27 protein-coding genes are annotated in these 24,362 nt (G+C 67.6%); 14 read left to right on the top strand and 13 right to left on the bottom strand.

Annotated features, from left to right (window positions below; all coding sequences use genetic code 11):
* Positions 1 to 114 precede the first annotated feature (114 nt).
* Positions 115 to 1,056: a hydrogen peroxide-inducible genes activator gene (locus J0695_RS09835; RefSeq protein WP_206961514.1), complete on the bottom strand. Its 942-nt coding sequence runs from the start codon at positions 1,054 to 1,056 to the stop codon at positions 115 to 117.
* Between the two features lie 130 nt (positions 1,057 to 1,186).
* Between J0695_RS09835 and J0695_RS09830 the strand changes: the two genes are divergently transcribed.
* Together J0695_RS09830 and J0695_RS09825 are read left to right on the top strand one after the other, a co-directional pair.
* A complete protein-coding gene (locus tag J0695_RS09830) occupies positions 1,187 to 1,741 on the top strand; it encodes a peroxiredoxin (RefSeq protein WP_206961513.1) in 555 nt (184 codons plus the stop codon).
* A 6-nt stretch (positions 1,742 to 1,747) separates the two neighbouring features.
* Positions 1,748 to 2,281, top strand: coding sequence for an alkyl hydroperoxide reductase (locus J0695_RS09825; protein WP_206961512.1), 534 nt, complete (start codon positions 1,748 to 1,750; stop codon positions 2,279 to 2,281).
* Positions 2,282 to 2,341: 60 nt separating this feature from the next.
* Here J0695_RS09825 and J0695_RS09820 read toward each other — a convergent pair whose 3' ends face one another.
* The 5 genes from J0695_RS09820 to J0695_RS09800 form a co-directional block, all read right to left on the bottom strand.
* On the bottom strand, positions 2,342 to 3,064 hold the full coding sequence (locus tag J0695_RS09820; protein WP_206961511.1) for a hypothetical protein: 723 nt from the start codon (positions 3,062 to 3,064) through the stop codon (positions 2,342 to 2,344).
* Complete coding sequence (locus J0695_RS09815; RefSeq protein ID WP_206961510.1) at positions 3,061 to 4,377, bottom strand: AI-2E family transporter; 1,317 nt, start codon at positions 4,375 to 4,377, stop codon at positions 3,061 to 3,063. Before J0695_RS09815 ends, J0695_RS09820 begins: the two co-directional genes overlap by 4 nt.
* Positions 4,378 to 4,490: 113 nt before the next feature.
* Positions 4,491 to 5,183 (bottom strand): aggregation-promoting factor C-terminal-like domain-containing protein, encoded by a 693-nt coding sequence (locus tag J0695_RS09810; RefSeq protein WP_206961509.1) that lies wholly within the window; start codon positions 5,181 to 5,183, stop codon positions 4,491 to 4,493.
* A 394-nt stretch (positions 5,184 to 5,577) separates the two neighbouring features.
* On the bottom strand, positions 5,578 to 6,900 hold the full coding sequence (gene phoH2 / locus J0695_RS09805) for an RNA 5'-3' helicase PhoH2 (protein WP_206961508.1): 1,323 nt from the start codon (positions 6,898 to 6,900) through the stop codon (positions 5,578 to 5,580).
* 250 nt (positions 6,901 to 7,150) lie between these two features.
* Positions 7,151 to 7,912, bottom strand: a complete 762-nt coding sequence (locus J0695_RS09800) for an isoprenyl transferase (protein WP_206961507.1) — start codon at positions 7,910 to 7,912, stop codon at positions 7,151 to 7,153.
* 114 nt (positions 7,913 to 8,026) lie between these two features.
* On the opposite strand from J0695_RS09800, the gene mgrA reads away from it, so the two are divergent.
* A complete protein-coding gene (gene mgrA / locus J0695_RS09795) occupies positions 8,027 to 9,064 on the top strand; it encodes an L-glyceraldehyde 3-phosphate reductase (protein WP_206961506.1) in 1,038 nt (345 codons plus the stop codon).
* A 126-nt stretch (positions 9,065 to 9,190) separates the two neighbouring features.
* On the opposite strand, the gene J0695_RS09790 is transcribed toward mgrA, so the two are convergent.
* The 3 genes from J0695_RS09790 to J0695_RS09780 form a co-directional block, all read right to left on the bottom strand.
* Positions 9,191 to 9,910, bottom strand: coding sequence for a prepilin peptidase (locus tag J0695_RS09790; protein WP_206961522.1), 720 nt, complete (start codon positions 9,908 to 9,910; stop codon positions 9,191 to 9,193).
* A gap of 103 nt (positions 9,911 to 10,013) precedes the next feature.
* The gene (locus J0695_RS09785; protein ID WP_242552437.1) at positions 10,014 to 10,820 is read right to left on the bottom strand and encodes a class I SAM-dependent methyltransferase; all 807 of its coding nucleotides are present in this window, start codon (positions 10,818 to 10,820) and stop codon (positions 10,014 to 10,016) included.
* Between the two features lie 43 nt (positions 10,821 to 10,863).
* Complete coding sequence (locus J0695_RS09780) at positions 10,864 to 11,244, bottom strand: anti-sigma factor antagonist (RefSeq protein WP_206961504.1); 381 nt, start codon at positions 11,242 to 11,244, stop codon at positions 10,864 to 10,866.
* 346 nt (positions 11,245 to 11,590) lie between these two features.
* On the opposite strand from J0695_RS09780, the gene J0695_RS09775 reads away from it, so the two are divergent.
* A complete protein-coding gene (locus J0695_RS09775; RefSeq protein ID WP_206961503.1) occupies positions 11,591 to 11,977 on the top strand; it encodes a VOC family protein in 387 nt (128 codons plus the stop codon).
* On the opposite strand, the gene J0695_RS09770 is transcribed toward J0695_RS09775, so the two are convergent.
* The gene (locus J0695_RS09770; protein WP_206961502.1) at positions 11,974 to 12,906 is read right to left on the bottom strand and encodes a sigma-70 family RNA polymerase sigma factor; all 933 of its coding nucleotides are present in this window, start codon (positions 12,904 to 12,906) and stop codon (positions 11,974 to 11,976) included. The genes J0695_RS09775 and J0695_RS09770 overlap by 4 nt on opposite strands.
* A 99-nt stretch (positions 12,907 to 13,005) precedes the next feature.
* Here J0695_RS09770 and J0695_RS09765 point away from each other — a divergent pair, with 99 nt between their 5' ends.
* The 3 genes from J0695_RS09765 to J0695_RS09755 all read left to right on the top strand — a co-directional run bounded on the left by J0695_RS09765 (position 13,006) and on the right by J0695_RS09755 (position 14,620).
* On the top strand, positions 13,006 to 13,401 hold the full coding sequence (locus tag J0695_RS09765; RefSeq protein ID WP_206961501.1) for a cupin domain-containing protein: 396 nt from the start codon (positions 13,006 to 13,008) through the stop codon (positions 13,399 to 13,401).
* A gap of 65 nt (positions 13,402 to 13,466) precedes the next feature.
* Positions 13,467 to 13,961: a sigma-70 family RNA polymerase sigma factor gene (locus tag J0695_RS09760; protein ID WP_206961500.1), complete on the top strand. Its 495-nt coding sequence runs from the start codon at positions 13,467 to 13,469 to the stop codon at positions 13,959 to 13,961.
* On the top strand, positions 13,958 to 14,620 hold the full coding sequence (locus tag J0695_RS09755) for a hypothetical protein (RefSeq protein WP_206961499.1): 663 nt from the start codon (positions 13,958 to 13,960) through the stop codon (positions 14,618 to 14,620). Before J0695_RS09760 ends, J0695_RS09755 begins: the two co-directional genes overlap by 4 nt.
* 89 nt (positions 14,621 to 14,709) lie before the next feature.
* On the opposite strand, the gene J0695_RS09750 is transcribed toward J0695_RS09755, so the two are convergent.
* Complete coding sequence (locus tag J0695_RS09750; protein WP_206961498.1) at positions 14,710 to 14,973, bottom strand: hypothetical protein; 264 nt, start codon at positions 14,971 to 14,973, stop codon at positions 14,710 to 14,712.
* A gap of 90 nt (positions 14,974 to 15,063) precedes the next feature.
* Between J0695_RS09750 and J0695_RS09745 the strand changes: the two genes are divergently transcribed.
* A complete protein-coding gene (locus tag J0695_RS09745) occupies positions 15,064 to 15,414 on the top strand; it encodes a VOC family protein (protein ID WP_206961497.1) in 351 nt (116 codons plus the stop codon).
* On the opposite strand, the gene J0695_RS09740 is transcribed toward J0695_RS09745, so the two are convergent.
* Positions 15,409 to 15,996 (bottom strand): YciI family protein, encoded by a 588-nt coding sequence (locus tag J0695_RS09740; RefSeq protein WP_206961496.1) that lies wholly within the window; start codon positions 15,994 to 15,996, stop codon positions 15,409 to 15,411. The genes J0695_RS09745 and J0695_RS09740 overlap by 6 nt on opposite strands.
* Positions 15,997 to 16,118: 122 nt before the next feature.
* Between J0695_RS09740 and J0695_RS09735 the strand changes: the two genes are divergently transcribed.
* From J0695_RS09735 to J0695_RS09710, 6 genes are all read left to right on the top strand, one after another.
* Positions 16,119 to 17,258: a serine hydrolase domain-containing protein gene (locus J0695_RS09735; protein ID WP_206961495.1), complete on the top strand. Its 1,140-nt coding sequence runs from the start codon at positions 16,119 to 16,121 to the stop codon at positions 17,256 to 17,258.
* A 129-nt stretch (positions 17,259 to 17,387) separates the two neighbouring features.
* Positions 17,388 to 18,173, top strand: a complete 786-nt coding sequence (locus J0695_RS09730) for a DUF899 domain-containing protein (protein ID WP_206961494.1) — start codon at positions 17,388 to 17,390, stop codon at positions 18,171 to 18,173.
* Positions 18,174 to 18,215: 42 nt separating this feature from the next.
* The gene (locus tag J0695_RS09725; RefSeq protein ID WP_206961493.1) at positions 18,216 to 20,111 is read left to right on the top strand and encodes a DUF6461 domain-containing protein; all 1,896 of its coding nucleotides are present in this window, start codon (positions 18,216 to 18,218) and stop codon (positions 20,109 to 20,111) included.
* Between the two features lie 113 nt (positions 20,112 to 20,224).
* A complete protein-coding gene (locus J0695_RS09720) occupies positions 20,225 to 20,581 on the top strand; it encodes a Scr1 family TA system antitoxin-like transcriptional regulator (protein ID WP_206961492.1) in 357 nt (118 codons plus the stop codon).
* Between the two features lie 9 nt (positions 20,582 to 20,590).
* Complete coding sequence (locus J0695_RS09715) at positions 20,591 to 20,782, top strand: hypothetical protein (RefSeq protein ID WP_206961491.1); 192 nt, start codon at positions 20,591 to 20,593, stop codon at positions 20,780 to 20,782.
* Positions 20,783 to 20,859: 77 nt separating this feature from the next.
* Positions 20,860 to 21,714 (top strand): hypothetical protein, encoded by an 855-nt coding sequence (locus J0695_RS09710; RefSeq protein WP_206961490.1) that lies wholly within the window; start codon positions 20,860 to 20,862, stop codon positions 21,712 to 21,714.
* 225 nt (positions 21,715 to 21,939) lie between these two features.
* Here J0695_RS09710 and J0695_RS09705 read toward each other — a convergent pair whose 3' ends face one another.
* A complete protein-coding gene (locus J0695_RS09705; RefSeq protein WP_206961489.1) occupies positions 21,940 to 23,562 on the bottom strand; it encodes a pentapeptide repeat-containing protein in 1,623 nt (540 codons plus the stop codon).
* Between the last annotated feature and the right edge of the window lie 800 nt (positions 23,563 to 24,362).

Genomic DNA, 24,362 nt, shown 5'->3' with positions numbered 1-24,362 from the left:
GGACCCCGCTCCTCAATCGCCGGAGGGGCTTGGTTTTGCCCGGCACGATCTTGCATACGCAGGCAAATTCAGCCGGTCGAGGGGCCCCTCCGCTCCTCGATCGCCGGAGGGGCTCTAATGCAGCCACACCGGCAGCGGTCTCATCGACTCCCTCAGTGCTGCCGCGAATGTCTCGAACTCCTCCCCCCGCGCCGCCCCCACCCTCATCGCGAGGGCGATGCGGCGCGAGGGGGCCGGGTCCGCGAAGTACGCCGTCGCCAGTTGCTCGTTGCGGCCCGTCTCCACCCGTAGCGCCGTCCGCGGCAGCAGCGTCACCCCCAGGCCCCCCGCCACCAGCTGCACCAGCGTCGAAAGACCGGCCGCCGTCGTCGTGACCGCGGCCCCGTCGCTGCGGCCCGCCTCCCGGCAGACGTCCAGCGCCTGGTCCCGCAGGCAGTGGCCCTCGTCCAGGAGCAGCAGGTCCAGTTCGCGCAGTGCCTCCCTGGGCACGTCCTCCCGGCCCGCCAGCCAGTGGTCCCGCGGTGTCACGAGGACGAAGTCCTCGTCGAACAGCGGGAGTTCGGCCACCCCGGGCACCCCCAGCGGCACCGCGAGCAGCAGCAGGTCGAGACGGCCCGCCGCCAGCCCCTCGATCAGCGACGAGGTCTGCTCCTCGTGCACCTGCAGATCCAGCTCCGGGTACTCCCGCCGTACGAGACGCAGCACGGTCGGCAGCAGATACGGTGCCACCGTCGGGATCACGCCGAGCCTCAGCACCCCGGTGAAAGGCGCCCGCACCGCTTCCGCCTCCTCCATCAGCTCCCCGACCGCGTCGAGGACCGTCTTCGCGCGCACCGCGAGCCGCTCCCCCGCGGGCGACAGCAGCACCTTGCGTGTCGTCCGCTCAAGGAGCTGTACGCCGAGGGTCTCCTCCAGCGCCGAGACGGCCCCGGACAGCGCGGGCTGGCTCATCCCGATCGCCGCCGCCGCATCCCTGAAGTGCAGATGCTCGGCCACCGCCGCGAACGCCCGCAGCTGCGCCAGGCTCGGCTGCTTGCTCCTGCTTACTGTGGCCACTGATAGGCACCTCCGATCGCCGCGACCTACTCTAGCTATTTCCGTGATCAATACTTCCTGTGTCACGCTGTGATTCGTCCAACCCCCAGGAAAGCCCCAAAAGGGAATTCCTACTGTGCAAGGAGACCGCGTGCTCACTGTTGGTGACAAGTTCCCCACGTTCGACCTGACTGCCTGTGTTTCGCTGGAAGCGGGCCAGGAGTTCGAGCAGATCAACCACAAGACCTACGAGGGCAAGTGGAAGATCGTCTTCGCGTGGCCGAAGGACTTCACCTTCGTGTGCCCCACCGAGATCGCCGCCTTCGGCAAGCTCAACGAGGAGTTCGCCGACCGTGACGCCCAGGTCCTCGGCTTCTCCGGTGACTCCGAGTTCGTGCACCACGCCTGGCGCAAGGACCACCCGGACCTGACCGACCTTCCGTTCCCGATGCTCGCCGACTCGCGTCACGAGCTCATGCGTGACCTCGGCATCGAGGGCGAGGACGGCTTCGCGCAGCGCGCCGTCTTCATCGTCGACCAGAACAACGAGATCCAGTTCACGATGGTGACCGCCGGATCCGTGGGCCGTAACCCCAAGGAGGTCCTGCGGGTCCTCGACGCCCTGCAGACCGACGAGCTGTGCCCCTGCAACTGGACCAAGGGCGAGAACACCCTGGACCCGGTCGCTCTCCTGTCGGGCGAGTGATCTGACATGGCACTCGACGAACTGAAGTCCGCCGTACCGGACTACGCCAAGGACCTGAAGCTGAACCTCGGCTCGGTCATCGGCAATTCCGACCTCCCGAAGCAGCAGCTCTGGGGCACCGTCCTGGCCTGCGCGATCGCCTCGCGCTCGCCGCAGGTTCTGCGCGAGCTGGAGCCCGAGGCGAAGGCGAACCTGTCCCCGGAGGCGTACACCGCCGCCAAGTCCGCCGCGGCGGTCATGGCGATGAACAACGTCTTCTACCGGACGCGCCACCTCCTGTCCGACCCCGAGTACGGCACGCTCCGCGCGGGCCTGCGGATGAATGTCATCGGCAACCCGGGCGTCGAGAAGGTCGACTTCGAGCTGTGGTCCCTCGCGGTCTCCGCGATCAACGGCTGCGGCCAGTGCCTGGACTCGCACGAGCAGGTGCTCCGCAAGGCCGGCGTGGACCGCGAGACCATCCAGGAGGCCTTCAAGATCGCGGCCGTCCTGCAGGCGGTCGGCACGACGCTGGACGCGGAAGCGGTACTGGCCCAGTAGCGGTCACGTACGACAGCACGAGCGGGCCCCGGTGACACGATCTGTCGCCGGGGCCCGTTCTCACGTCTTGAGCGCGGCCATCAGGGCCCGCATGTCCTCGATCATCGCGGGCTGCAGCGCCGCGATCTCCTCGGCGGTCGGATCCTTGGGTTGCTTTTCGCCTTCGTTCCCGTTCCACCCGTAGCCGAGAACCAGCCTGAACACCGCGCCCCCGTCCCGGACCCGCAGCTCCGGGTCGCGGGAGTCGGCCGCCAGGGTCGTCAGCATGTACGCCTTGTCGCCGAGCCCCGGCACCTCTTCGACCTTCGCGGCAGCGTCGGAGCTGTATCTGTCGACGTCCCGCATGGCCTCGAACTCGGGCACCGGATCCGTCTTCTTGTGCAGGTCGACCGTGATGGACACGTCGTAGCTGAGCCCTGTCGTCATGCCCTTCGGAGCCAGCGTCATGTCACAGCGGGCCCGGTCCAGCGGGGCGGTGTACTTCACCCAGGGGATCTCCATGGTGCTGGGGCCCAGCGCAGCGGCCAGGGACGGCAGCCGGGCCCGCACACAGATGTCCGACCCCACCGCGTACCCCTTGATGTCGATCCCCTCGTCGCGCCCGCGTTCGTACGCGAAGAGACCGCCCGCCCAGACGGCCGACGCCACCACCGCCCCGCCGAGCGCCCACAGCCACGGTCTGCGTGCCGGAGCATCACGCGGCGGGCGCCACTCCGATCCGTCCATCAGCTCGGCGACTTCCCCGTTGCCGAAGCCCCCCGCCATCTCCGGCTCGGATATCACTTGGGTTCCCCGGCTTCCCCGGGCGGCAGCACCGGCGCCACCTCGATCGCCGTCGCCCCGTGCGGTGGCGGTGACGCCTTGAGCGCGTTCTCCCTGCTGTACGAGCGCAGATAGCCGACCATCGTGTTGGTCACCGCCACCAGCGGGACCGCGACCACCGCGCCGCCGATTCCCGCGACCAGGCCGCCCGCCGCCACGGAGAGCACCACGGCCAGCGGATGCACCCGTACCGCTCTGCCGAGGATGAACGGCTGCAGGATGTGGCCCTCGATCTGCTGTACGGCCAGGACCACGGCCAGCACCATCAGCGCGGTGAACACGCCCTCGGTGACCAGCGCGACGACCACCGCGAGCGCGCCCGACATGACCGCGCCCACCAGCGGGATGAAGGCGAACAGGAAGATGAAGACGGCCAGGGGGACCGCCATCGGGACCTTGAGGAAGTAGATCCCCAGGCCGATGAAGATGGCGTCGATCATGGCCACTATCACCGTCCCGCGCACATACGCGGTCAGCGTCCGCCAGGCGCGCGGGCCGGCGCCCGCGAGGCCCGGGCGGGCCTGGGCGGGGACCAGCTTGAGGCACCACTTCCAGATGCGCGCGCCGTCGTACAGGAGGAAGAGGGTGGAGAACATCGCCAGGAGCATGCCGGTGAGCGTCTCCACCATCACCGTGATGCCCTGCAGACCGGTCGAGGTGATCTCGTTGGTGTTGGCGCCGATGGTGTCGGTGAGGTTCTTGGCGATCTGGTTGATCTGGTCCTCGGTGACATGGAACGGGCTGTTGAGCAGCCAGCGCTTCAGTTCCTGGATACCGTCCTGGACCTTGGTGGAGAGGGTGTCCAGGTTCTCCATGACCTGCCAGACCACGAACCAGCCGACCAGCCCCATGAGGACGAAGCCGGCGATCGCGGTGACGGCGGTGGCCAGACCGCGCGGCAGCCCCATCCGCCTCAGGCGCGCCACGGTCGGCTGGAGCAGCGCGGTGACCAGGAGGGCCGCGACGAAGGCGAACACCACCAGCTGGATGGCGCTGATGACCTTCATCAGGACCCAGAGCGTGCCCGCGAGGACCAGGAGGCGCCAGCCGGCCTCGGCGGCGACCCGCATCCCCCAGGGGACGGCGGCGACCGGATCGGGGCGGGGAGCCACGGCGGGGGCGTAGTCGGGCGGCGGTGGTACGTGTTCGGGGGCAGCCTGCGGTGCTTCCGGACCGTCTCTCAAGTCCTCCTCCGCACGGCGTTCCTCCATCCGCTCGCCCAAGCTGGTCAGTTCGGCGCCGAGCCGCTCCAGCCATCCCGGCAGTCCTGCCATGTCGATCCTCTTCCCCCGTTGTGCCCCGGCCTGGTTCGAGGCCGACCGTACACGCACGGAGCCCCCCACCGAAGGACGGTGAGGGGCTCTGTGAAGTTGACTGCGCCGGTGGCTCAGTACGAGTGGTTGGCCTGCCAGAACGACCAGGCGCCGCACGGGGAACCGTAACGGTTCTCCATGTAGTTGAGGCCCCACTTGATCTGGGTGGCCGGGTTGGTCTGCCAGTCGGCTCCGGCCGAGGCCATCTTGGAGCCGGGATTGGACTGGACAAGACCGTAGGCGGCCGAGGTCGGGTTCTGGGCCTGGTAGTTCCAGCCCGACTCGTGGTCCACGATGTTGCTGAAGCACTGGTACTGGTCCGACGCCATCATCGACTGCGCCATCGCCTTGATCTGCGCGACCGTGTACGAGCTCTGCTGCGTGTAGCTGATCTTCGAGCGGGCCGAGGAACGGCTGGCGGCTTCCTTCGCCTCGCGCTCCTGCTTGACCTTCGCCTCAGCGGCGTCCTTCTTGGTCTTCGCGTCCTTGGCGGCCTGGATACGCGCCGCCGCCTCAGCGTCCTTCTTGGCCGACGCGTCGGCCTGTGCGGCCTGCGTGTCCGCCTGCTGCGTGAGGGACGCGGTCTGTACCTGGGCCTGCTGGCCGGTAGGGATGTCCGCGAGGAGCGTCGTGTCCGCAGCGGTTGCGTCGGAGGCAGTGTCGTTCGCGGGCAGCGTGCTGCCCGCAGCAACGCCTACAACGGCGCCAACGGTGGTGACCGCAGTGGCAGATGCCACCGCGAATCCGCGAACCGAAATCCGGCTCACACGGTTTCCTTCCAGCAGCGCCCGCACCGGTGACCCCGCGGACGCAATCGTGCCCCTGGCACTGGCCTCCCAACTGCTGGGTCACGGGAGGCACGGGCCCGTCCGGCAACTCCCTTACGGGAGAGCCGCGTGGTGCTCGGGCGGCATACGGCGGCGATTGTGGAGTTGTGTGGTGCTTTGGAACACGGGTGCCGTATGCGGGGCCTGACGGAAGAGAGACTCTGCCGGACGGGGACGCGCTAGGCAATTCTTCACTGCGTGTGAAAGCTCACACCCCGTTTGCCCCAAGAGTTTTCTGGAAACTCCGGCACGGCGAAGAGCCGCCCGGCTAGGCTGCTGCGCCTCGCCGGACGGCTCCGGTTTCCCAACTCGCGGGTAACAGTGGGTGTATGCCTCAGAGCTGGACGTCCTCCAGCAATTCGGTCACCAGTGCGGCGATCTGGGAACGCTCCGAGCGTGTCAGCGTGATGTGCGCGAAGAGCGGATGCCCCTTCAGCTTCTCGACGACGGCCACCACGCCGTCGTACCGCCCGACCCGCAGATTGTCCCGCTGGGCGACATCGTGCGTCAGGACAACCCTGGAATTAGCCCCGATACGGGACAGAACGGTCAACAGGACGTTCCGTTCCAGGGATTGGGCCTCGTCCACGATGACGAACGCGTCATGGAGCGAGCGGCCCCGGATGTGCGTGAGCGGCAGGACCTCCAGCATGCCGCGGCCCAGGACCTCCTCGATCACCTCGCGCGACGTCACCGACGACAGCGTGTCGAAGACCGCCTGTGCCCAGGGGCCCATTTTGTCGGCCTCGGACCCCGGCAGATAGCCGAGCTCCTGCCCGCCGACCGCGTACAGCGGCCTGAAGACCATCACCTTCTTGTGCTGCCCGCGCTCCAGGACCGCCTCAAGGCCCGCGCAGAGGGCCAGGGCGGACTTGCCGGTGCCGGCCCTGCCGCCCATCGAGATGATCCCGATGTCCGGATCCAGGAGCAGATCCAGCGCGATCCGCTGCTCGGCGCTGCGGCCGTGCAGCCCGAAGGCCTCACGATCACCGCGTACGAGACGGATGTTGCCCTCGCCGGTGACCCGGCCCAGCGCCTTCCCGCGCTCCGACTGGAGCACGAGTCCGGTGTGGACCGGGAAGTCCGCCGCCTCGGGGACGTACAGCGTCTCCTCGGCGAAGAGGAGGTCCACCTGGTCCGCGGAGAGCGGCAGTTCGGACATTCCGGTGAAACCGGAGTCCGTGATGGCGAGTTCGGCGCGGTACTCCTCGGCGAGCAGGCCGACCGACGACGCCTTGATGCGCAGCGGAAGGTCTTTCGATACGACGGTGACGTCGTACCCCTCGGCCTGGAGATTGCGTGCGACCGCGAGAATCCGGGAGTCGTTGTCCCCCAACCTGTAACCAGCCGGGAGCACGCTGGGATCGGAGTGGTTCAGCTCGACCCTGAGGGTCCCGCCCAGCTCACCCATCGGGATGGGGGCATCGAGGCGACCGAACTTCACCCGGAAGTCGTCCAGCAGGCGCAACGCCTGCCGGGCGAAGTATCCGAGCTCCGGATGGTGCCTTTTGGCCTCCAGCTCCGTGACCACGACGATCGGGAGCACGACTTCGTGCTCGTCGAAGCGGGACATGGCATTGGGGTCGGCCAGCAGGACGCTGGTGTCGAGAACGTAAGTGCGCCTGTCGGGCATGCGGCGCTTAGTGCTGGTCACCACGGAAGGACGTACCCCCTCGGCAGAGGTTGGGGTGCGACGACGTCGCGGGCGGTGGAACCGGGCTCAGGCCACGTACGGGCCGAGCGCCGGCCCGCCCCGTTCTTTGCGGGCTCTGTGTGCAAAGGGCCTCCCGGATGAGCGGCTACAAACGCTGCTCACGAGGGGGTATGCCCTCGAACACGGGAAGCCATGCCACCGACCGCGTATGCGGGTGAGGGAGGAGGGCCGAGAGGGGTACGGAGTGCGGGGTTCAGGCGCCGTAGCGGCGGCCGCGGGCCGCGTAGTCACGCAGGGCGCGGAGGAAATCGACTTTGCGGAAGGCGGGCCAGAAGACTTCGCAGAAGTAGTACTCCGAGTGGGCGCTCTGCCAGAGCATGAAACCCGAGAGACGCTGCTCGCCGCTGGTACGGATCACCAGGTCCGGGTCGGGCTGGCCGCGGGTGTAGAGGTGCTCGGAGATGTGCTCGACGTCGACGATCTCGGCGAGCTCCTCGAACGAGGTGCCCTTGGTGGCGTGTTCCAGGAGGAGCGAGCGGACCGCGTCGGCGATCTCCTGCCGGCCGCCGTAACCGACGGCGACATTCACCAATATCCCGTCGCGGTCGTGGGTGGCCTGCTCGGCCTCCTTGATGACCGACTGCGTACGCGAGGGGAGGATGTCGAGCGTGCCGACGTGGTGGACGCGCCAGCGGCCGTCGGAGGCCAGCTCACGGACGGTGTCCTCGATGATGCCGAGGAGCGGGACGAGCTCGTCCTCGGGGCGGTCGAAGTTGTCCGTGGAGAGCATCCACAGGGTGACGACCTCGACGTCCGTCTCGTCGCACCAGCCGAGGAACTCGGAGATCTTGTCCGCGCCCGCTTTGTGCCCCTGCGCGGCCGTGCCGCCCGAGGCCTTGGCCCAGCGGCGGTTGCCGTCCAGGATGACGCCGATGTGCTTGGGCACCTGGGCATGGTCGAGACGGCCTTCCACCCGGCGTGCGTAGAGCCCGTACACCAGGTCGCGCAAGTTCACTTAGCCCATCCCGTCCCTGCAATGGCAAATGGTTTTCTCAGAGAGGCCACACTACTGCGCAGGGGTCACAGCCACCCAACCCGGACTGTCACAGCTCCGTGATAGTCAGGGAACATGACCGATTCTCTTCGTTACCTCGCCGCCGGTGACCGTTATGACTCCATGGAGTACCGACGGTCCGGCCGCAGCGGGCTCAAGCTGCCCGCGATCTCCCTCGGCCTGTGGCACAACTTCGGCGACGACCGCACCCTCGACTCCCAGCGCGCGATCCTGCGCCGCGCCTTCGACCTCGGGGTCACGCACTTCGACCTGGCGAACAACTACGGTCCGCCGGCCGGCTCCGCCGAGCTCAACTTCGGCACGCACTTCGCGCAGGACTTCGCGCCCTACCGGGACGAACTGATCATCTCCACCAAGGCCGGCTACCTGATGCACGAGGGGCCGTACGGCGAGTGGGGCTCGCGCAAGTACCTCACCTCGTCGCTGGACGCCTCGCTCAAGCGCATGGGCCTCGACTACGTCGACATCTTCTACTCCCACCGCTTCGACCCCGAGACCCCGCTCGAGGAGACGATGGGCGCGCTGGCCACCGCGGTCCAGCAGGGCAAGGCGCTGTACGTCGGCGTCTCCTCGTACACCAGCGAGCAGACCGCCGAGGCGGCCCGCATCCTCAAGGAGATGGGCGTCCCCGCCCTCATCCACCAGCCGTCGTACTCCATGATCAACCGCTGGACCGAGGACGACGCGCTGCTCGACACGCTGGAGACGGCCGGCATGGGCTGCATCTCCTTCGTGCCGCTCGCGCAGGGCCTGCTCACCGGCAAGTACCTGAAGGGCATCCCGGAGGGCTCGCGTGCCACGCAGGGCAAGTCCCTGGACCCGGACCTGCTCTCCGACGAGGTGCTGCGCCGCCTCAACGGGCTCAACGAGATCGCGGGCCGCCGCGGGCAGTCCCTCGCACAGCTGGCTCTCAACTGGGTGCTGCGCGACCCGCGGATGACCTCCGCGCTCATCGGCGCCTCCAGCGTGAAGCAGCTGGAGGAGAACGTCGCCGCACTGGCCGGGGCACCGCTCACCGACGAGGAGTTGAAGGAGATCGACTCCTTCGCCGTGGACACCGCGGGCGCCAACATCTGGGCCGGGCGCGGCTGACGGCGGGGCCCAGGAGCCTGGGCACAAAAAATCGGGCCGGTCCGTGGGGGGGATACGGACCGGCCCGAGGGGGGGTTTCCACCATAACCCTTCGTAAGTGGTGCTCGGTGCCACGCCGTGCCGCAACTACGCTCCGAATCCGCCGAGCAGTAGACCCGTGAAGGCGCCGGCCACCATGAAGGGGCCGAAAGGCAGGGCCGTCTTGCGGGTCGCCCGCCCGCGCAGCACCAGGGACAGGCCGTACAGCGAGCCGTAGACGAAGCCCGCGAGCGCGCCCAGCATCAGCACCCCCCACCCGTACCAGCCAAGAGCCAGTCCGAGTGACGTGGCCAACTTGACGTCCCCGAAGCCCATCCCTCTGGGGTTGACGAGGAAGAGCACGAAGTAGCCGCCGCCGAGCGCGCAGGCGCCGAGCAGGGCGTGGGTCCAGGAGCCCTTGGCGCCGGGGACCAGGGCGGCGAGGCCGAGGAGGGCGGCGGTGGCCGCGGCGAGCGGGAGTGTCAGTACGTCAGGCAGCCGCTGCACGGCCCCGTCCACCAGGGCGAGGAGTACGAGTACGGGCGCCATCAGCAGCCAGACGCACAGCTCGGGCACAGGTCCGGCCGCGGTGGCCAGTGCGGCGCAGAGGAGTGCGGTGGCTGTGGCTGTGGCGGGGGTGTTCGGGCCGTACCAGCCGCTGTGCGTTGTGCGGGCCGGGCCTATCCAGCCGGGGATGGGGGTGCCGTCGGGCGCCGTCGCGCGCCAGGGGTCCCCGGGGTCGACCGCCAAACGGTGGGCGGGGCGCGGCAGGAGGAGTCCTGCCGCGGCGCCCAGGAGGGCGGCGGTGACGATGAGGGTGGGCGCGATCACGGGGCGAGCGTATGGGGGTGCGGTGAGGGTGCGTGCCGGTTGCGCGGAAATGGGGTGGTGGCGCGACCCCGCCCGGTGAGCGACCTTCGGCCGCTTGTCCTCAATCGACGGACGGGCTTGAGATGGTCGGGGGTGAGATGGCCTCGATCAGGAATCTTGTTGTTGTCGCCACGAAAGGGCCGTCCTGCTCGATCTGGTCGTGCAAGGCCCGGAGTTGGGGCAGGTAATCCGCCACCGTGAAGCCCGGCACCATCCAGATCACCTTGCGCAGGAAGTAGACGACCGCCCCGATGTCGTAGAACTCCGTCCGCAGCTCCTCCAGCCGCAGGTCCACCACCTTGAGTCCCGCCGCCTCCGCCGCGGCCCGTGACACCTCCGGGTCGCGGCCCTTCCTGCCCTCCAGCTGCGGGCCCAGGAAGTACTCGACGAGTTCGAAGACGCTCGCAGGGCCGACCTCCTGCGAGAAGTACGTACCGCCGGGCGCCAGCACCCGTGCGATCTCCGACCAGTGCGCCCTCACAGGGTGCCGGCTGACCACCAGGTCGAACGCATCGTCGGCGAACGGCAGCGGCGGCTCGTCCTCGTTCGCGACCACCACCGCGCCCCGCGGGTGGAGCAGCGCCGTCGCCTTCGCGACGTTCGGCGGCCAGGACTCGGTGGCGACCGTGAGCGGCGGCAACTTCGGTACGGAGGCCAGGACTTCGCCTCCACCGGTCTGGATGTCGAGGGCGGCGGAGGCCCGCCCCATCCGCTCCCCCATCGCACGGGCGTACCCCCACGAGGGGCGCTGTTCCGTGGCACGGCCGTCCAGCCACGAGAAATCCCAGCCCGCCACGGAGACGGTATCGGCTTCGGTGACGAGCTCTTCGAACGTGCGGAGGGTGGTGTTCTTCCTGGGCGCGGTCATGGAAGACGATCGTACGGAAGAGGCTGCGGCACGGGCCATGGATTTACTCCCGGACCAGCACGTGCGCGTCCTCCATCGACGCGGCCACCCGGAAGCAGTCGCCGAGCCCGGCGGCCTGCAGCAGCCGCAGGTGCCAGGACCAGGCACAAACCAGCACCATGGCCCCTTGCCGGTCCCGCAGGCGCCGGCTGGCCCGGCAGAGCACGGACAACGCCGCGCAGTCGATGAACTCGGCGGGGCGAAGGTCCACAATCAGACGGGCCCCGGGCAGGGCGGTCGCCGCATCTATATGCAGGCGGACCGCCGGAGCCGTTGCGAGGTCGATCTCACCCCGGAACGACACGACCGTGGAACCGTTCTCTGAGTAACTGTGCGCGCTGCGGCCGGAATCGGGCAGCACCCCCGGCATGTCTTTCACACCCATGGCAGTCCTTGGCAGTTAGCTCGGAACAAGCGGACGGCCACCGGAGTCCAGGGCGACACAGCTCACGATAGGAAGCAGGGTGCTGCAGAAACGTGCATGCATGGGGCGGTTCACCCGTGCAAGTGAAGATTGCCAAATATCCCGGCGCGTGACCGTCGACCTCTGATAAAGAACGATCAGCAGCCTCGAAAGGGGAGTTTTCTCCACCGACCCGGCGCCCCCGCCGTCGCCGTGCTGGCCTACCTCGACCGCTGATGCTCGCGTACGATCTACGGCAGCATCGCGTGCCGGCCGCCGCCCGGGCGGAGCATGGAGGTGCCGGACATGCCCATGGAGGCATTCCACAGTGCCCGCATCAGTACAGCTCAACCACACGATCGTCCAATGCCGTGACAACCGGGTCTCCGCCGAATTCCTCGCGTACATCCTCGATCTCGAAGTCGGCCGGGAGTGGGGACCGTTCATCCCCGTCACCACCGAGAACGGCGTCACCCTCGATTTCGCGAACATCCCCGCCGAATCGATCGTCCCGCAGCATTACGCCTTCCTCGTACCCGAGGAGGACTTCGACGGGATCTTCGACCGGATGAAGACCACCCGCGTCGACTGGTTCGCCGATCCGCACCGGATGCACCCCAGCGAGATCAACCACAACGACGGCGGCCGCGGGGTCTACTTCATCGACCCCGCGGGCCACGCCATGGAAGTGATCACCCGCCCGTACGGCGGCTAGTCGATCCGCGCGAGCTTCTCCGGGTTGGTCACGATGTAGATGCTCGACACCTCGTCGGTCTCCGGGGCGAGCTCCAGGACCAGTACGGCGAAGAGCGAATCCCCGCTGAAGAGCAGTGCCGACGGGTCTCCGTTGACCCGTCGGTACTGGATCCGCGCGTCGGGGAGCCCGCGCCCGGACCGGGTCGCCAGGAGGCGGGCGACCTTCTCGCGTCCGTGCACCAGCTGCCGCCCTGCCGCCGGAGCCTTCCCGCCGCCGTCGGCCCACAGGGTGACGTCCTCCGCGAGGATCTCCAGGAGCGCCTCCAGGTCGCCGCCCGCGTTGGCGGCCATGAAGCGCTCGGTGACCTGCCGCCAGATCTGCGGATCGGGCCGGTAACGGGGCCGGCGCGCCTGGACGTGCTCGCGGGCGCGATGCGCGAGCTGGCGTACGGCGGCGGGTGAGCGGCCCAGGATCCCGGCCGTCTCGGTGTGCGCGTACCCGAACACCTCGTGCAGGACGAAGACCGTCCGCTCCAGCGGGGTCAGCGTCTCCAGGACGACCATCAGGGCCATCGAGACGGAGTCGCTGCGGTCGGAATCCGCCTCGTCGGCGGTGACGAGGGGTTCGGGGAGCCACGGCCCGAAGTAGGTCTCGCGGCGGCGGCTGATCAGGTCCTTTCTGGCCAGCGCCTTGTTCACGGCGATCCTCACCAGATAGGCGCGCGGGCTCTCGATGGGCCGCGCGTCCGGCGAATCGTTACGGCCTGCCCAGGACAGCCAGGTCTCCTGCAGGACGTCGTCGGTGTCGGCGACGGAGCCGAGCATGTTGTAGACGATGGAGAACAGCAGCTCCCGGTGGTCGACGAAGACCTGGGTCGGCGGAGTCGGCGGGCTCTGCGGTGCCGGCGGGGTCTGCAGCGCCGGCGGATCCGGCGGTCCTTCGGTCATGGCACGTGCCTCCTGTCGCGGTCCCTCTTGCCCACTGAGAGCGGATTCGAGGCCGAAAGTGTGACAGCGGAGCCGAAGGGTCCGGCGAATACTGGGCGGATGAGTACCCAACCGGTCAATCTCACCGAGGCGCTGGCGACTTTCAGCGACAGCTGGAGTCCCCGGATCGTCGCCCGTACGAACGACTACGACGTGAAGATCGCACACGCTGTGGGCGACCACGTCTGGCACTCCCACCCGGACACCGACGAGTTCTTCCTCGTCCTGGACGGGGTCCTCGACATCGAGGTGCGCGAGGCCGACGGCGCCGCGCGGACCGTCGCCCTGCGGAAGGGCGACACCTATGTCGTGCCGCGGGGGCAGGAGCACAAGCCGTACTCCCCCGGCGGCACGATCCTGATGTTCGAGCCCTCCGGGACCTCGTCCACTGGGGACGTGAAGGGGGACGAGGTCCCGGAGAACGTAGACAGTACGACGGGTCGCGCGCTGGGCTGACCACCTCCGACCAGGTGCGGCCCCCGGCGGGTAAGCGGATCGCCGTCCCAAAGCGTCATAGGGGTGTGAAGCAGCTGGAGTTCAAGGAGTTCTACGGGGCCGACCGGGACGTGTGCCTGCGGGCTGTCCTGGCGAGCGTGGGCGACAGGCAGCTGGCCGAGGACCTGGTGGCCGAAGCCTTCACCCGCGCGTGGACGGGGTGGGCCAAGGTGAGCCGGCATCCGTCTCCGAGGGCATGGGTCGTACGGACCGCGCTCAACACCCGCGTCACCTGGTGGCGGCGCAGGCGCCGGGAAGTGGCCCTGGCCGAGGGGCTCGACGTCCACGGGCCGCCGGTCACCGACGCCGCCCTTGACCCCTCACTGCTGAACGCGCTGCGCCGACTGCCGCAACGGCAGCGGGAGGTGGTCGCCTTCCGGGTCTTCCTGGACCTGGACACGGCGGGCACCGCCAAGGCCCTCGGGATCGCGCCGGGGACCGTAACCGCCCATCTGGCGCGGGCTGTTGCGACGCTGCGCGGCGAACTCGTATCCGTACCCCAGCAGGAGGACCCGTCATGAGCGACTTCGAGACCGATCAACTACTGGACACCCTGAGGGATTCGCTGGACGACGTCCATCTGCACACCCCTGTCGAGGAGATCGTCGCCAAGGGGCGTGCGCGGCGGCGGCTGCGCAGGGTCACGGGTGTGGCCGCGGTCGCGCTCTCCGCCGGCCTCGCGGTCGGGGTCTCGACCCTCGCCAACCCGTCGACCGCACCACCCTCCTACGCGACGTCCGGCGAAGGGGTGCACGTCCACACGGTCGCGTACACCGTGGACACCCAGAGGGACGGCACGGTCCACGCGACCTTCGACAAGCAGCGGTACTTCACGGACCACGCGGGTCTGGAAGCGGCCTTGCGCAGGGCCGGGTTCCCCGTGCTCATCAAGACCGGCGTGTTCTGCAAGGGGCCGAACGACGACGGGAAGCTCTCTCCTTCGGGCGGGGGCGCCGGCGTGGACCGGGTCATGGAGGGCGTACGGGAGAAGGACGGCCGGGTCACCTTCATCTTCAAGCCGGAGAACATGCCGGCGAACACCCAGCTGTTCATCGGCTACCTCAATGCGGCCCAACTGGCCGCCGTACACATGAATCCCGGCTCCGTCGAGCGTCTGGTGCCGACGGACGCGAAGCTGATCTGCGACTCGGTCGCGCCGCCGGAGCACGTGTACCGGTAGATCAGCCCGTCCCTGGAGGGGAGAAGGCGAAGGGTCCGTACCTCCCCGGCGGGGGTACGGACCCTTCGCGCGTCTGCCGGGACCGCCGGTCAGCCGCGTACCGTGAACGCGTCCACGATCAGGTAACCGCCCGTCCTCATCACACCCTTGAGCGTGTGCTCGCCCGGCGCCAGACCGCCCGTGCTGAACACGGTCTGGTCGTACACACGGGTGGCGCTCGTCGCGTCGACGGTCTCCCGCAGCGTGCCGTCGACATAGATGTCGATGAGGCTCTCCTGGATCGGATCGGTATGCGTCCTTCGATCATCCGGCGGGTCGCGCGACCGATGCGAGTTCTCTTGCCGCTTCGGCAAGCCGCGTCGCGAAGGTGGCCGAAGCGAAGGGAGTGCCGTAGTACTCATGGGGAGTCACAGAGACACATCCGCTCTCACCTGGAGTCGTCGATGGCCGTGCGCCGAGTCGTGCCCAACATCCAGTCGGAGGCCGTGGAGGAGAGCCGGGACTTCTACGGCCTGCTGGGCTTCGAGGAAGTGATGAACCACGGCTGGATCATGACGATGGCCTCCCCGTCCCACCCGGCGGCCCAGGCCAGCTTCATGACCAGCGACAAGACGGCACCCGTCACGCCCGACATGAGCGTCGAGGTGGACGACGTGGATGCCGCGTACGAAGTGATGCGGGCGAACGGCGCGGAGATCGTTTATCCGCTGCAGGACGAGGATTGGGGCGTACGCAGGTTCTTCGTACGCGATCCCAACGGCCGGGTGGTCAACGTGCTCGGGCACCGGCTATGAGCGTCCTCCGCGGCACCAGCGCTGTGCGGTGAGAGCCACGGGGCCGCCCTTCAGCCGGTCCGCGAACGGCTGGATGAGGCTCGGGGCCTCGTCAGGGAGAGTCCTCGTGACCGCGACGATCCCGACGGTGCGCGACTGACTGTCGTCGACGAGGACGGCCACGAAACTCAGGCGGCTGTCCGGATCGTCGCCATCGTCGTCGCCGTCGCCCAGCGGATTCAGCTCGCTGCGGGGTTCCGGTGACCAGTGGCCCGTGGTCAGGGAGTTCGGTTCCTCTCCCGCGAGCGAGGCCTCGGTGGGTCCGCGGTCGAGCAGGACGACGGCCCGGACCGTCGTGATCTGCCCGTAGAGACCGGCCTGCCAGAAGGGCTCCTCGTTCGCGAAGCGCTCCGCATCGATGCGGTCGGCCAGGTCGACGACATGGACGCTTCCCGCGTGCTCCTCGCCGTCCTCGGACAGGACAGGGCCCCGGAGAACGAGCCGGTCGGCGAACCGGTCCATGTAGGACCAGTGCGCCTCGGACAGGGCGACCAGCTCTGCTCCGACCCCCGGCTTGTCCTGAGCGTGAACGTAGAAAGGCATGCCGAGACGGTAGCAACCGTACGCACGGACGGACGGGCCCGCCCAGGGGATGGTGCGGGCTCTCGGGGTGCCCTAGCCTGTGCGCCCGTCTCACTCTTGATCGCATAGGCAGGGGACCGCCCATGACGCAGATCCACGGCACCTACCACCCCCGGTTCCAGCCACTGGTGGACGAGTTGAGTCGCCGTATCGACGCGGGAGACGAAGTCGGTGCGTCCCTCGCCGCGGTGCACGACGGCGAGACGGTCCTCGACGTGTGGGGCGGCTGGACCGACGAGACGCGTACGGCCGAGTGGGCCGAGGACACCGTCACCAACGTCTGGTCCTCGACGAAGACGGTGGTCGCGCTGGCCGCGCTGATACTCGTCGACCGCGGCCAGCTCGATGTGCACGAGAAGGTGGCCGCCTACTGGCCGGAGTTCGCGGCCAACGGCAAGCAGGACATAGAGATACGGCACCTCCTCTCGCACACCTCCGGCGTGTCCGGCTGGGACCAGCCGGCGGCCATGGCGGACCTGTACGACTGGGACCACGCGACCGCCCGCCTGGCGGCGCAGGCACCGTGGTGGGAGCCCGGCACGGCCTCCGGCTACCACGCGCTGAACTTCGGGCACCTGATCGGCGAGGTGATCCGCCGGGTCTCGGGCAGGGCCCCGCGGGAGTTCATCGCCGAGGAGATCGCGGGCCCGCTCGGCGCGGACTTCACCCTCGGCATCCCGCCGGACCAGCACCACCGGGTCTCCAACGTCATCCCGCCGCCCCCGCTCCCGTTCGACCTGGCCTCGCTCGGCCCCGACAACCTCGCCTTCAAGACGTTCACCGGACCGCCGCTGGACGCGACGGCAAGCTGGACAGACGGCTGGCGCGCCGCCGACATCGGGGCGGCGAACGGCCACGGCAACGCCCGCTCCCTGGCCCTGATCCAGTCCGCGATCACGCACGACGGCACGGCCGGCGGCGTGAAACTCCTCGGCAGCCCGACCATCGACCTGATCTTCGAGGAGCAGTCCTCGGGTACGGATCTGGTCCTCGGCGCCCCCATCCGTTTCGGCGTGGGGTTCGGGATCGGCGATCAGAGCACCAGGCCGCATCTGCCCGACAACCGGATCTGCTACTGGGGCGGTTGGGGCGGGTCGATGGTGCTCAACGACCTCGATGCGCGCAGCACCTTCACGTACGTCATGAACAAGATGCAGCCCGGCCTGCTCGGATCCGACAACGGCGTCGCCTACAGCAGCGCGTACTACGCCTGCCTGGACTGAGACGGACTCGGCAGCCTCTCCTGCGATGAGTTCCGGCCCGGTCGCAAGTCTCCTCTGGTGACCCGCCGTGCGGCCTCGTACGACGCCGCACGGCACGGGACACCATCACGAGACTCCACGGAGGCCTGCATGACGACCGCACCGCACAACCCCGGCACCGATCTGCCCGGCCGCCCGCCCGTCGTGGACCTGGCCACCTGGCAGACCGCCAGGGAAAAGCTGCTGGTCCGCGAGAAGGCCCACACCCACGAGGGCGACGCCATCGCCGCGGCCCGCCGCAGGCTCCCGATGGTGGAGCTCGACGGGAAGGTCGAGGTCGTCGGACCCGACGGGCCGGTCCCGTTCCTGGATCTGTTCCAGGGCCGCGACGAGCTCGTGGTCTACAAGCACATGTGGTACGACGGTGCGCCGCACCAGGGGCAGTGCGAGGGGTGCACCACCACGGCCTGGCACCTGAAGGACGCCGTCTATCTCAACGCCCGCGGTGTCTCGCTGGCGATCGTGACCACGGGCCGCTGGGACGAGGTGGCCTCCTTCGTCGAGTTCATGGGCTACACCCAGCCGTGGTACTCGGTACGGGACGTGGCGGCCCCGGTCGGCGAGGACATGGGGCACCTCACCTGCTTCCTGCGCGACGGCGACCGCGTGTTCCTCACGTACTCCACGACGGGACGCGGCAACGAGACGGTCAGCGGGTCCATGACCCTGCTCGACATGACGCCCTACGGCCGCGGCGAGGCGTGGGAGGACAACCCCGAGGGGCGCCCCTCCGTGGACCACCAGGCCTGCTGGTACTGGCGCTCGGACGCGCAAGGCAACCCCACGTGGGGCCCGACCGGCCGCCCCGTACCGCAGTGGACCCGCCCCGGTGCGACGCCTGTGGAGACCCTCGGCCGGAACGGCCACCACCACTGACGCGGAGACCCGCTGTCAGTGGCGGGTGCCACGATGGCATGCATGGAGATCTTCGAATGGGGGCCGCTGCTCAAGCGGTGGAGCGAGGAGTGGGTGGAGGCGCGTGCCGCGGAAGCGGCGGCGGAGCCGGAGGACTACGACGAGGAGGAGTTGGACGACGACATCGCGCAGAGCCGCTGGCTGGGATTCGGACCGGCCGATCCGGCGCGGATGGCGGCGCTGGAGGAGCGGGTCCGGGGACTGGGGATCGACGTACCGCTGCCGCCGTCCTTGCGCTCCTTCCTCGGGACGACCGACGGTTGGCGACATGCGGGCGGCTTCGTCTATCTGCTGGCGGGTGCGGACCGCATCGCGTCGTACGGAGATCCGTTCGACCTGCAGCCGATGTACGAGGAGAGTCTGGACGAGAAGCCGTCCGACGAGGAGGTCCTCCGGGCCGGCATGTGGGGGCGGGCTTTGCAGCTGGCGCTCGACTCCGACATGACGGATGTGCTGCTGGATCCCGGCGATGTGGACGCCGACGGCGAGTGGGCGGTGTACGTCTACCACGGGTGGAGCGGCGAACTGCCCGACCGGCACGACTCGTTCCGCGCGTTCATGCAGGACATGTACCAGCAGTTCTACAGTCTGGGCGGCGGCCACGACGGCTTCGAGACCACGGTGACGCGTGAGCTCGACGCCAAGGTGGAGCAGGCCAGACTCGCTTGCCTGAAGGGCGAGTTGGACGAAGCTCTGGCCGTCTTCGACGAGGCAGGGACGTTCGGCAGACCTCGGGCGGGCCTGCTGACCGCACAGCTCCGGGCGCTGCTCGACGGGCGCGGCCGGGTGCCGGTCGATCCGCGGATGGACGATCCGATGTACGCGGGCGAGGTGCTGCCGCTGAAGATACGCGACCACCTGCGCCAGTCCTGGCGGAACGACTCCTTCGTGCTCGGCCCTGACACCGAGGACTACGCGACGGACAAGGAGCGAGCCTCGGCCGTCCTGGAGCAGATCAGACAGCGCACCTACGAGTACACCTCACCCGGGGGCTTCGGGCGTGCGGTCGAGGAGGCCAGGGGGCTGGCGCGCTGGGGCGACACGGACGGCGCCTGGCGGGTAATCGAAGCGGCCGTTCCGCAGTGGGAGCCGTACGGAGAAGACCACATGGCCCCGTTCGGCCTGCTCGGGGACCCGCTGCTGGGGCCCGTCATCACACCGGAACGGGGCCGGCAACTGCTGATCACCCCCAGAGCCGGTCGGACAGGGGAGATGCCCCCGCCGCTCGTCGAGCCGCAGTCGGTGCGCGACGGTCTCGGGTGGCTGAGCCATGGGCACCCCAGGAGTCAACTGCACCGAGGCTCATACCGGTTCGTGCTGGTGGAGGGCATACACCCCGAGGAGCTGGCCGGACGGTTCGGCGCCGACCCGCTGGATCCGGTGGCGGGCGAGGCCGAACTGCAGCAGCTGCAGTACTCACCGCAGCAGGAGCGCCGCGGTCCGGTCGCCCGGATCGGCGCCCGCGACGGCTGGAGCTTCGCCTTCGAGTCGGCCCACCGGCTGCCCTTCACCACCACCCGCCTTACTCACCCGGGCACCGAACTGTCGCGCGGGACGCGCGCGCTCACGGTCTGGGGAGAAGCGACCCTGTTCCACTTCGCCTACGCCGAGGACGGCGAGGACCGATACGGCTTCACGGTCCACAAGGCGGAGCGACACCGGTGGGGCGACCTCCCCGCAGCACTCTCCCCGGACCACCTCTTCCCGGACCCCGCCGGCCCCGCCACCGACCACTCGGACGAGGCACGCGCCCTGGATGCGATAGCGGAGACGTACGGGGTCTCGCTCCCCCAGTTCGTCCTCGACCACGGCAGATTGCCGACCCTGCGTACGCAACCGTGGATCAGGCCGCCGGGACCCGGGGAGTCGTACCTGACGGTCACGGTCGGCCCCAGGTGAGCCCAGGTCCGGGCAGCACCTAGGAACGCACGGCGGCGGGGAGGACCGCCCAGGTGCGGGTGCCGCCGGTGGGTTCATGGGCGGGGCCCAGACCCCAGGTGCCGTCGCAGGCTTTGACCAGGCAGGCGATCATCCACGAGGCGGCCCTGCGCATCGAGTTCGGCGGGACCGCAACGACGCGAGCCCAGCTTGCCCATCTCCTGGAACTCTCCGAGCGCGACCACATCGGGCTGCGCGTGATCCCGTTCAAACGGGGCAGATTCCCGGGATCCGGTCAGTCCGTCGTCTACGCCACGGCCGCTGTGCCGCAGCTCGACACCGTCGAACTCGACGCCACCCACGGGCCGGAGTTCCTGGACACGGACATACAACTCGCCAAGTACCGGGCCCAACTCGACGGACTCACAGACAGGGCACTTACCCCCGAGGAGTCGCGCGAATTCATCAGTGAAATCGCCCGCCAGCTCTAGGAGATGACCATGCCAGACGTTCACTGGGAAGCGCCGTTCTGCGGCGAGGGCGCAAACTGCTTCAGGCTCGGGACCGACGCCGACGGGAACAGCTATATCGCCGTGCTCGGCGAGGAGGACCGTTACCTCACCGACAGCAGCGACGCCCTGCGGACCTTGATCCGGGACATCAAGGCCGGCAAGGCGGACCATCTGCTCTGAGCGGCAGCCCGACTCGACCACGGATGCATCGTGGCAGATACGGGAAACCTGTCCCCATGAATGGTGTGGTGTGGCTGGTGGCAAGCACGAGTGGACTCCTCGTCGTCCTCAACCTCGGCATCGGCGGACTGGCTCTGTCGAGTCGCCGGGCCGGGCTGAGGGCGACGGACCGGCTGATCGCGTCGGGCGAGCTGGACGCGTACCACGCGGCATGGCTGCTCGGGCCGGGGTTCCGACGCTCGGAGCCCTGGTACAGGGAACGTACGGCGGCTGAGACGGCCGTACGGTCGCTGCAAGCGGCAGGGCTGGTGCGGTTGGACCCTGAGATACGGACCAGCCCTGAGATACGGCTCGACCCCGCCATCTGGCTCGACGCGAATCAACCACTGGTGCCGGAAGCCGAGTTGGATCAGGCGCATGCAGAGCCACCGGATCACCCCCTGGCCCTGGAGACGTGGCATTTCGCCCTCGACTCATGGTCCGCCGGACGCCCCGTAACGGTGAAAGCGCTCACCGACCACCCCGCCTTCAAGACGGCCTGCACGGCCCATGCGGAGCGGCTGTCCAGCTACTTGCCGCCTCACCGCACGCGGCGCGACAACCGCGCCGAACGCGCACCGTGGACCGCAGGCCTGATCACCGCGGGATGGATCACGGTCAACACCTGTGTCCTGCTGGCGGACAAGGTCTTCGGCGATCACGACAGCGGGCCCGATGGCGGCTTCGACGAGGTCGACGGCATAGTGGCCGCGACGCTGGGCACCGCCGCGCTCTCCGCGTTCCTCGTGGTGACGTTCCACGTCGTCGTCTGGCGGAGATGGCGGGACCGTTGGCCCGAGCGGCTGCGCACCTACTGCCAGGCCATGATCCAGCGGGGCACCCGTGAGTCGGTCCCTCCCGTCGCCGATCCCCCGGCGCTTCCGCAGAAGTGACGAAGCGGCCGGCGACGCGGAGAGGGTCCGCACTCTGCCGACGCAGGCTGGGTTGCAGCGGGCTCTGCTCACGCTGGTGCCTCTGCGGAAGGACGAGTCGCTTGCCCAGGCCGGAAGCCCGTTGCAGGACCAACCGCATTCGGCGCACCGTCGCCGCTGTTCATGCGATCGAGATCGCCTGGCGATCAGGATGAGTAGAGCTCACCGCATGTCAAACGTAGCTACTTACGTTTGCGGATAGCTACGACTGCCCTTCCCACATACCTTCGCGATGGAGATCGGCGGGCGCTCTCCACAGTAGGTTGCAGATTTCGGAGGGAGGAATCCTTTCGGCCATCGCGTTTCCTTGCTATATAGAACTCCAGCCCAACTGGATATCATGGTCAGATCCGCGCCCCTCAAGTCGGCACCAATTAGCGACGCGTTCACCAAATTGGCGCCCGCCAGATTTGCACCGGATAAATTCGCTCGGTTCAACTTGGCATATCTCAGATTCGATGTACTCAATTCCGAACCTTTCAGGTTGGCGTTGACGAGGTCGGCTCCCTCTAAATCTGGACCCACGGCGGAGTTATCTTCTTCATGCAGCCCGGATATTCTTGAATTTGACATATTTGCATTCTTCAGCGACGCTCTGGACAAGACGGTCCACGCGAGATCTATACCGCGGAGGTCTGAATCCTGGAGATCCACACCGGGCAATATGAGTTCTGAAAAATCCGCTCCGGAGAGTCGCGCTGCTCGGAGAGTGGGCCCCAGCTTGACGTAATCAGATGTGAGGTTTTCTCGATACTTGCTAACCATCTCAAGCGCCATCCGTATATCCACTGCCGCCCCGTCAGGCTGTACGTGGCGAACTTGGTGATGGGTGCGAATGAAAATGGACAGCAATTCCTGAATCTTGAGCTCCTCCAGAGGGCTAGGGCTATTCTGCGACAACTCGTCGAGTGAACCGATCCCAGCTACGCGGTCACCTAGTTGCTCACTGAACAGGTCGCGCCTCGCATTGATCATTCGTTCATTGGACTGCAGACGTTCATTGCTGCTGTTTGTCGCAGCAGTCTGCACTATGACTAGCGGGGCAAGCGCAAGCGTGCCCAAGGCCGCAATCCCTGAGAGGGTCGCTGGCGTCTGGTCGATCACCCATCGTTTGATGATTTGCGAAGCAGTCTCGCGCGCGTCGCTGCCGGAAATCGCAGAATCTGGGCCAGCGCTTGAAGGAATCAAGTTGGGGATATTGGGGAAATCCGGATCGTCAAGGAGCTTGAGCCATTTGGAATCAAACATTCTTTCTTGAATTTTCCCAAGCAATCGAATGACTTCGGGTACGCCGACAGCACCGTCTCGAAGAACCGTCCGCATAGCGCTATTCAATACGTCGCGCACTTGAACTGCATGTGCCTCCATTTCCCTTCTTCGCAGCGGGCTTGCCGTAGGTGTTTCCTCGGCGAATCTTACGAGCGCCTGCGAAAGCTCCGCAACCGCCCCATCGAGTCGGGAGTAGCCCCTGTCGTTCTGTAGTGACTCGTTCTTGCATGAGGCGAGCGCCTGCACGCAGCAAGAGAAAGGTGGTTGCCGATCAATTAGGGTCGCCGATCGTTTCTGCACGTCGTTTATCAGAAGGGAGGAGACGACCATGAGGCCGAGAGATGCCCCGAATAGCAATCCAGATCGGGCGCCATACCAGCCATTTTCCACAAAGTCCCAACGAGCCGTTCCAATGATGCTCAAGGCGGAGAGCTCTCCAAAGATGGCAATCGAGAAGAGAATTATCCTCCAGACCTGGCGATTGGTGCGGATAGCTGCACTTTCCCTGACTTCTGCAAGTATTAGCTCACGCTCCTCCATGGCCCGGATTCGCAAGGGAACGACCATCCGAAGAGACAAGGTGTTTCTGTAATCCCGGATAATCCCGTACAGGTTCGGACGCAGTATCGTCGAGCTCAAGATGATTGGTGCACTTCCTGATCGGGTTATCTTGAACCATGCCTGGCGAATAGGAAATACGACGAGAAAAGCCCCAAATAGAGCATTCAACCAGCTATCCCACGAGTCCCAACTCAACTTCGTCCCCCTATGTTCAATTACTTGCCGCCTGGAAGATCGCTGAGCTCTTCTCGTCCTGCGGTGCAGGGGTGACGGCAGTCGGTGGTCACGGTCCATGACGAGGCGAGACTCCTGGTCGTTGCGGTGGAGTTCTCTATGCACCCACGCCGCGCCCGAGGAGCCTCGTTGGTCCCGTCCAGGAAGCAGTAGCCAACGAAGGCTCGCAACCAGTAGTCATACCGCCAACCTGGCTGGGTTGCAGGGGAGTTGTGGTTCGGGCCGGTTGCGGGCGGGGTCAGAGGGTGGTGCCGTAGTTGGCTGTGGTGGGCGTGGGGAGGACCGCCCACGAACCCACCGGCGGCACCCGCACCTGGGCGGTCCTCCCCACGCCCACCACAGCCAACTACGGCACCACCCTCTGACCCCGCCCGCAACCGGCCCGAACCACAACTCCCCTGCAACCCAGCCAGGTTGGCGGTATGACTACTGGTTGCGAGCCTTCGTTGGCTACTGCTTCCTGGACGGGACCAACGAGGCTCCTCGGGCGCGGCGTGGGTGCATAGAGAACTCCACCGCAACGACCAGGAGTCTCGCCTCGTCAT

It is taken from the genome of Streptomyces beijiangensis, from assembly GCF_017315755.1.
Lineage (GTDB): Bacteria > Actinomycetota > Actinomycetes > Streptomycetales > Streptomycetaceae > Streptomyces > Streptomyces beijiangensis.
This window is presented reverse-complemented; position numbering and strand designations above follow the sequence as displayed.

Coding starts and splice junctions, on each gene's coding strand:
- J0695_RS09780 (WP_206961504.1), bottom strand. CDS start 11,244: ATGGGTGTGAAAGACATGCCGGGGGTGCTGCCCGATTCCGGCCGCAGC.
- mgrA (WP_206961506.1), top strand. CDS start 8,027: ATGACCGATTCTCTTCGTTACCTCGCCGCCGGTGACCGTTATGACTCC.
- J0695_RS09705 (WP_206961489.1), bottom strand. CDS start 23,562: ATGGAGGAGCGTGAGCTAATACTTGCAGAAGTCAGGGAAAGTGCAGCT.
- J0695_RS09735 (WP_206961495.1), top strand. CDS start 16,119: ATGACGCAGATCCACGGCACCTACCACCCCCGGTTCCAGCCACTGGTG.
- J0695_RS09730 (WP_206961494.1), top strand. CDS start 17,388: ATGACGACCGCACCGCACAACCCCGGCACCGATCTGCCCGGCCGCCCG.
- J0695_RS09825 (WP_206961512.1), top strand. CDS start 1,748: ATGGCACTCGACGAACTGAAGTCCGCCGTACCGGACTACGCCAAGGAC.
- J0695_RS09765 (WP_206961501.1), top strand. CDS start 13,006: ATGAGTACCCAACCGGTCAATCTCACCGAGGCGCTGGCGACTTTCAGC.
- J0695_RS09815 (WP_206961510.1), bottom strand. CDS start 4,377: ATGGCAGGACTGCCGGGATGGCTGGAGCGGCTCGGCGCCGAACTGACC.
- J0695_RS09785 (WP_242552437.1), bottom strand. CDS start 10,820: ATGACCGCGCCCAGGAAGAACACCACCCTCCGCACGTTCGAAGAGCTC.
- J0695_RS09770 (WP_206961502.1), bottom strand. CDS start 12,906: ATGACCGAAGGACCGCCGGATCCGCCGGCGCTGCAGACCCCGCCGGCA.
- J0695_RS09740 (WP_206961496.1), bottom strand. CDS start 15,996: ATGCCTTTCTACGTTCACGCTCAGGACAAGCCGGGGGTCGGAGCAGAG.
- J0695_RS09755 (WP_206961499.1), top strand. CDS start 13,958: ATGAGCGACTTCGAGACCGATCAACTACTGGACACCCTGAGGGATTCG.
- J0695_RS09745 (WP_206961497.1), top strand. CDS start 15,064: ATGGCCGTGCGCCGAGTCGTGCCCAACATCCAGTCGGAGGCCGTGGAG.
- J0695_RS09725 (WP_206961493.1), top strand. CDS start 18,216: ATGGAGATCTTCGAATGGGGGCCGCTGCTCAAGCGGTGGAGCGAGGAG.
- J0695_RS09715 (WP_206961491.1), top strand. CDS start 20,591: ATGCCAGACGTTCACTGGGAAGCGCCGTTCTGCGGCGAGGGCGCAAAC.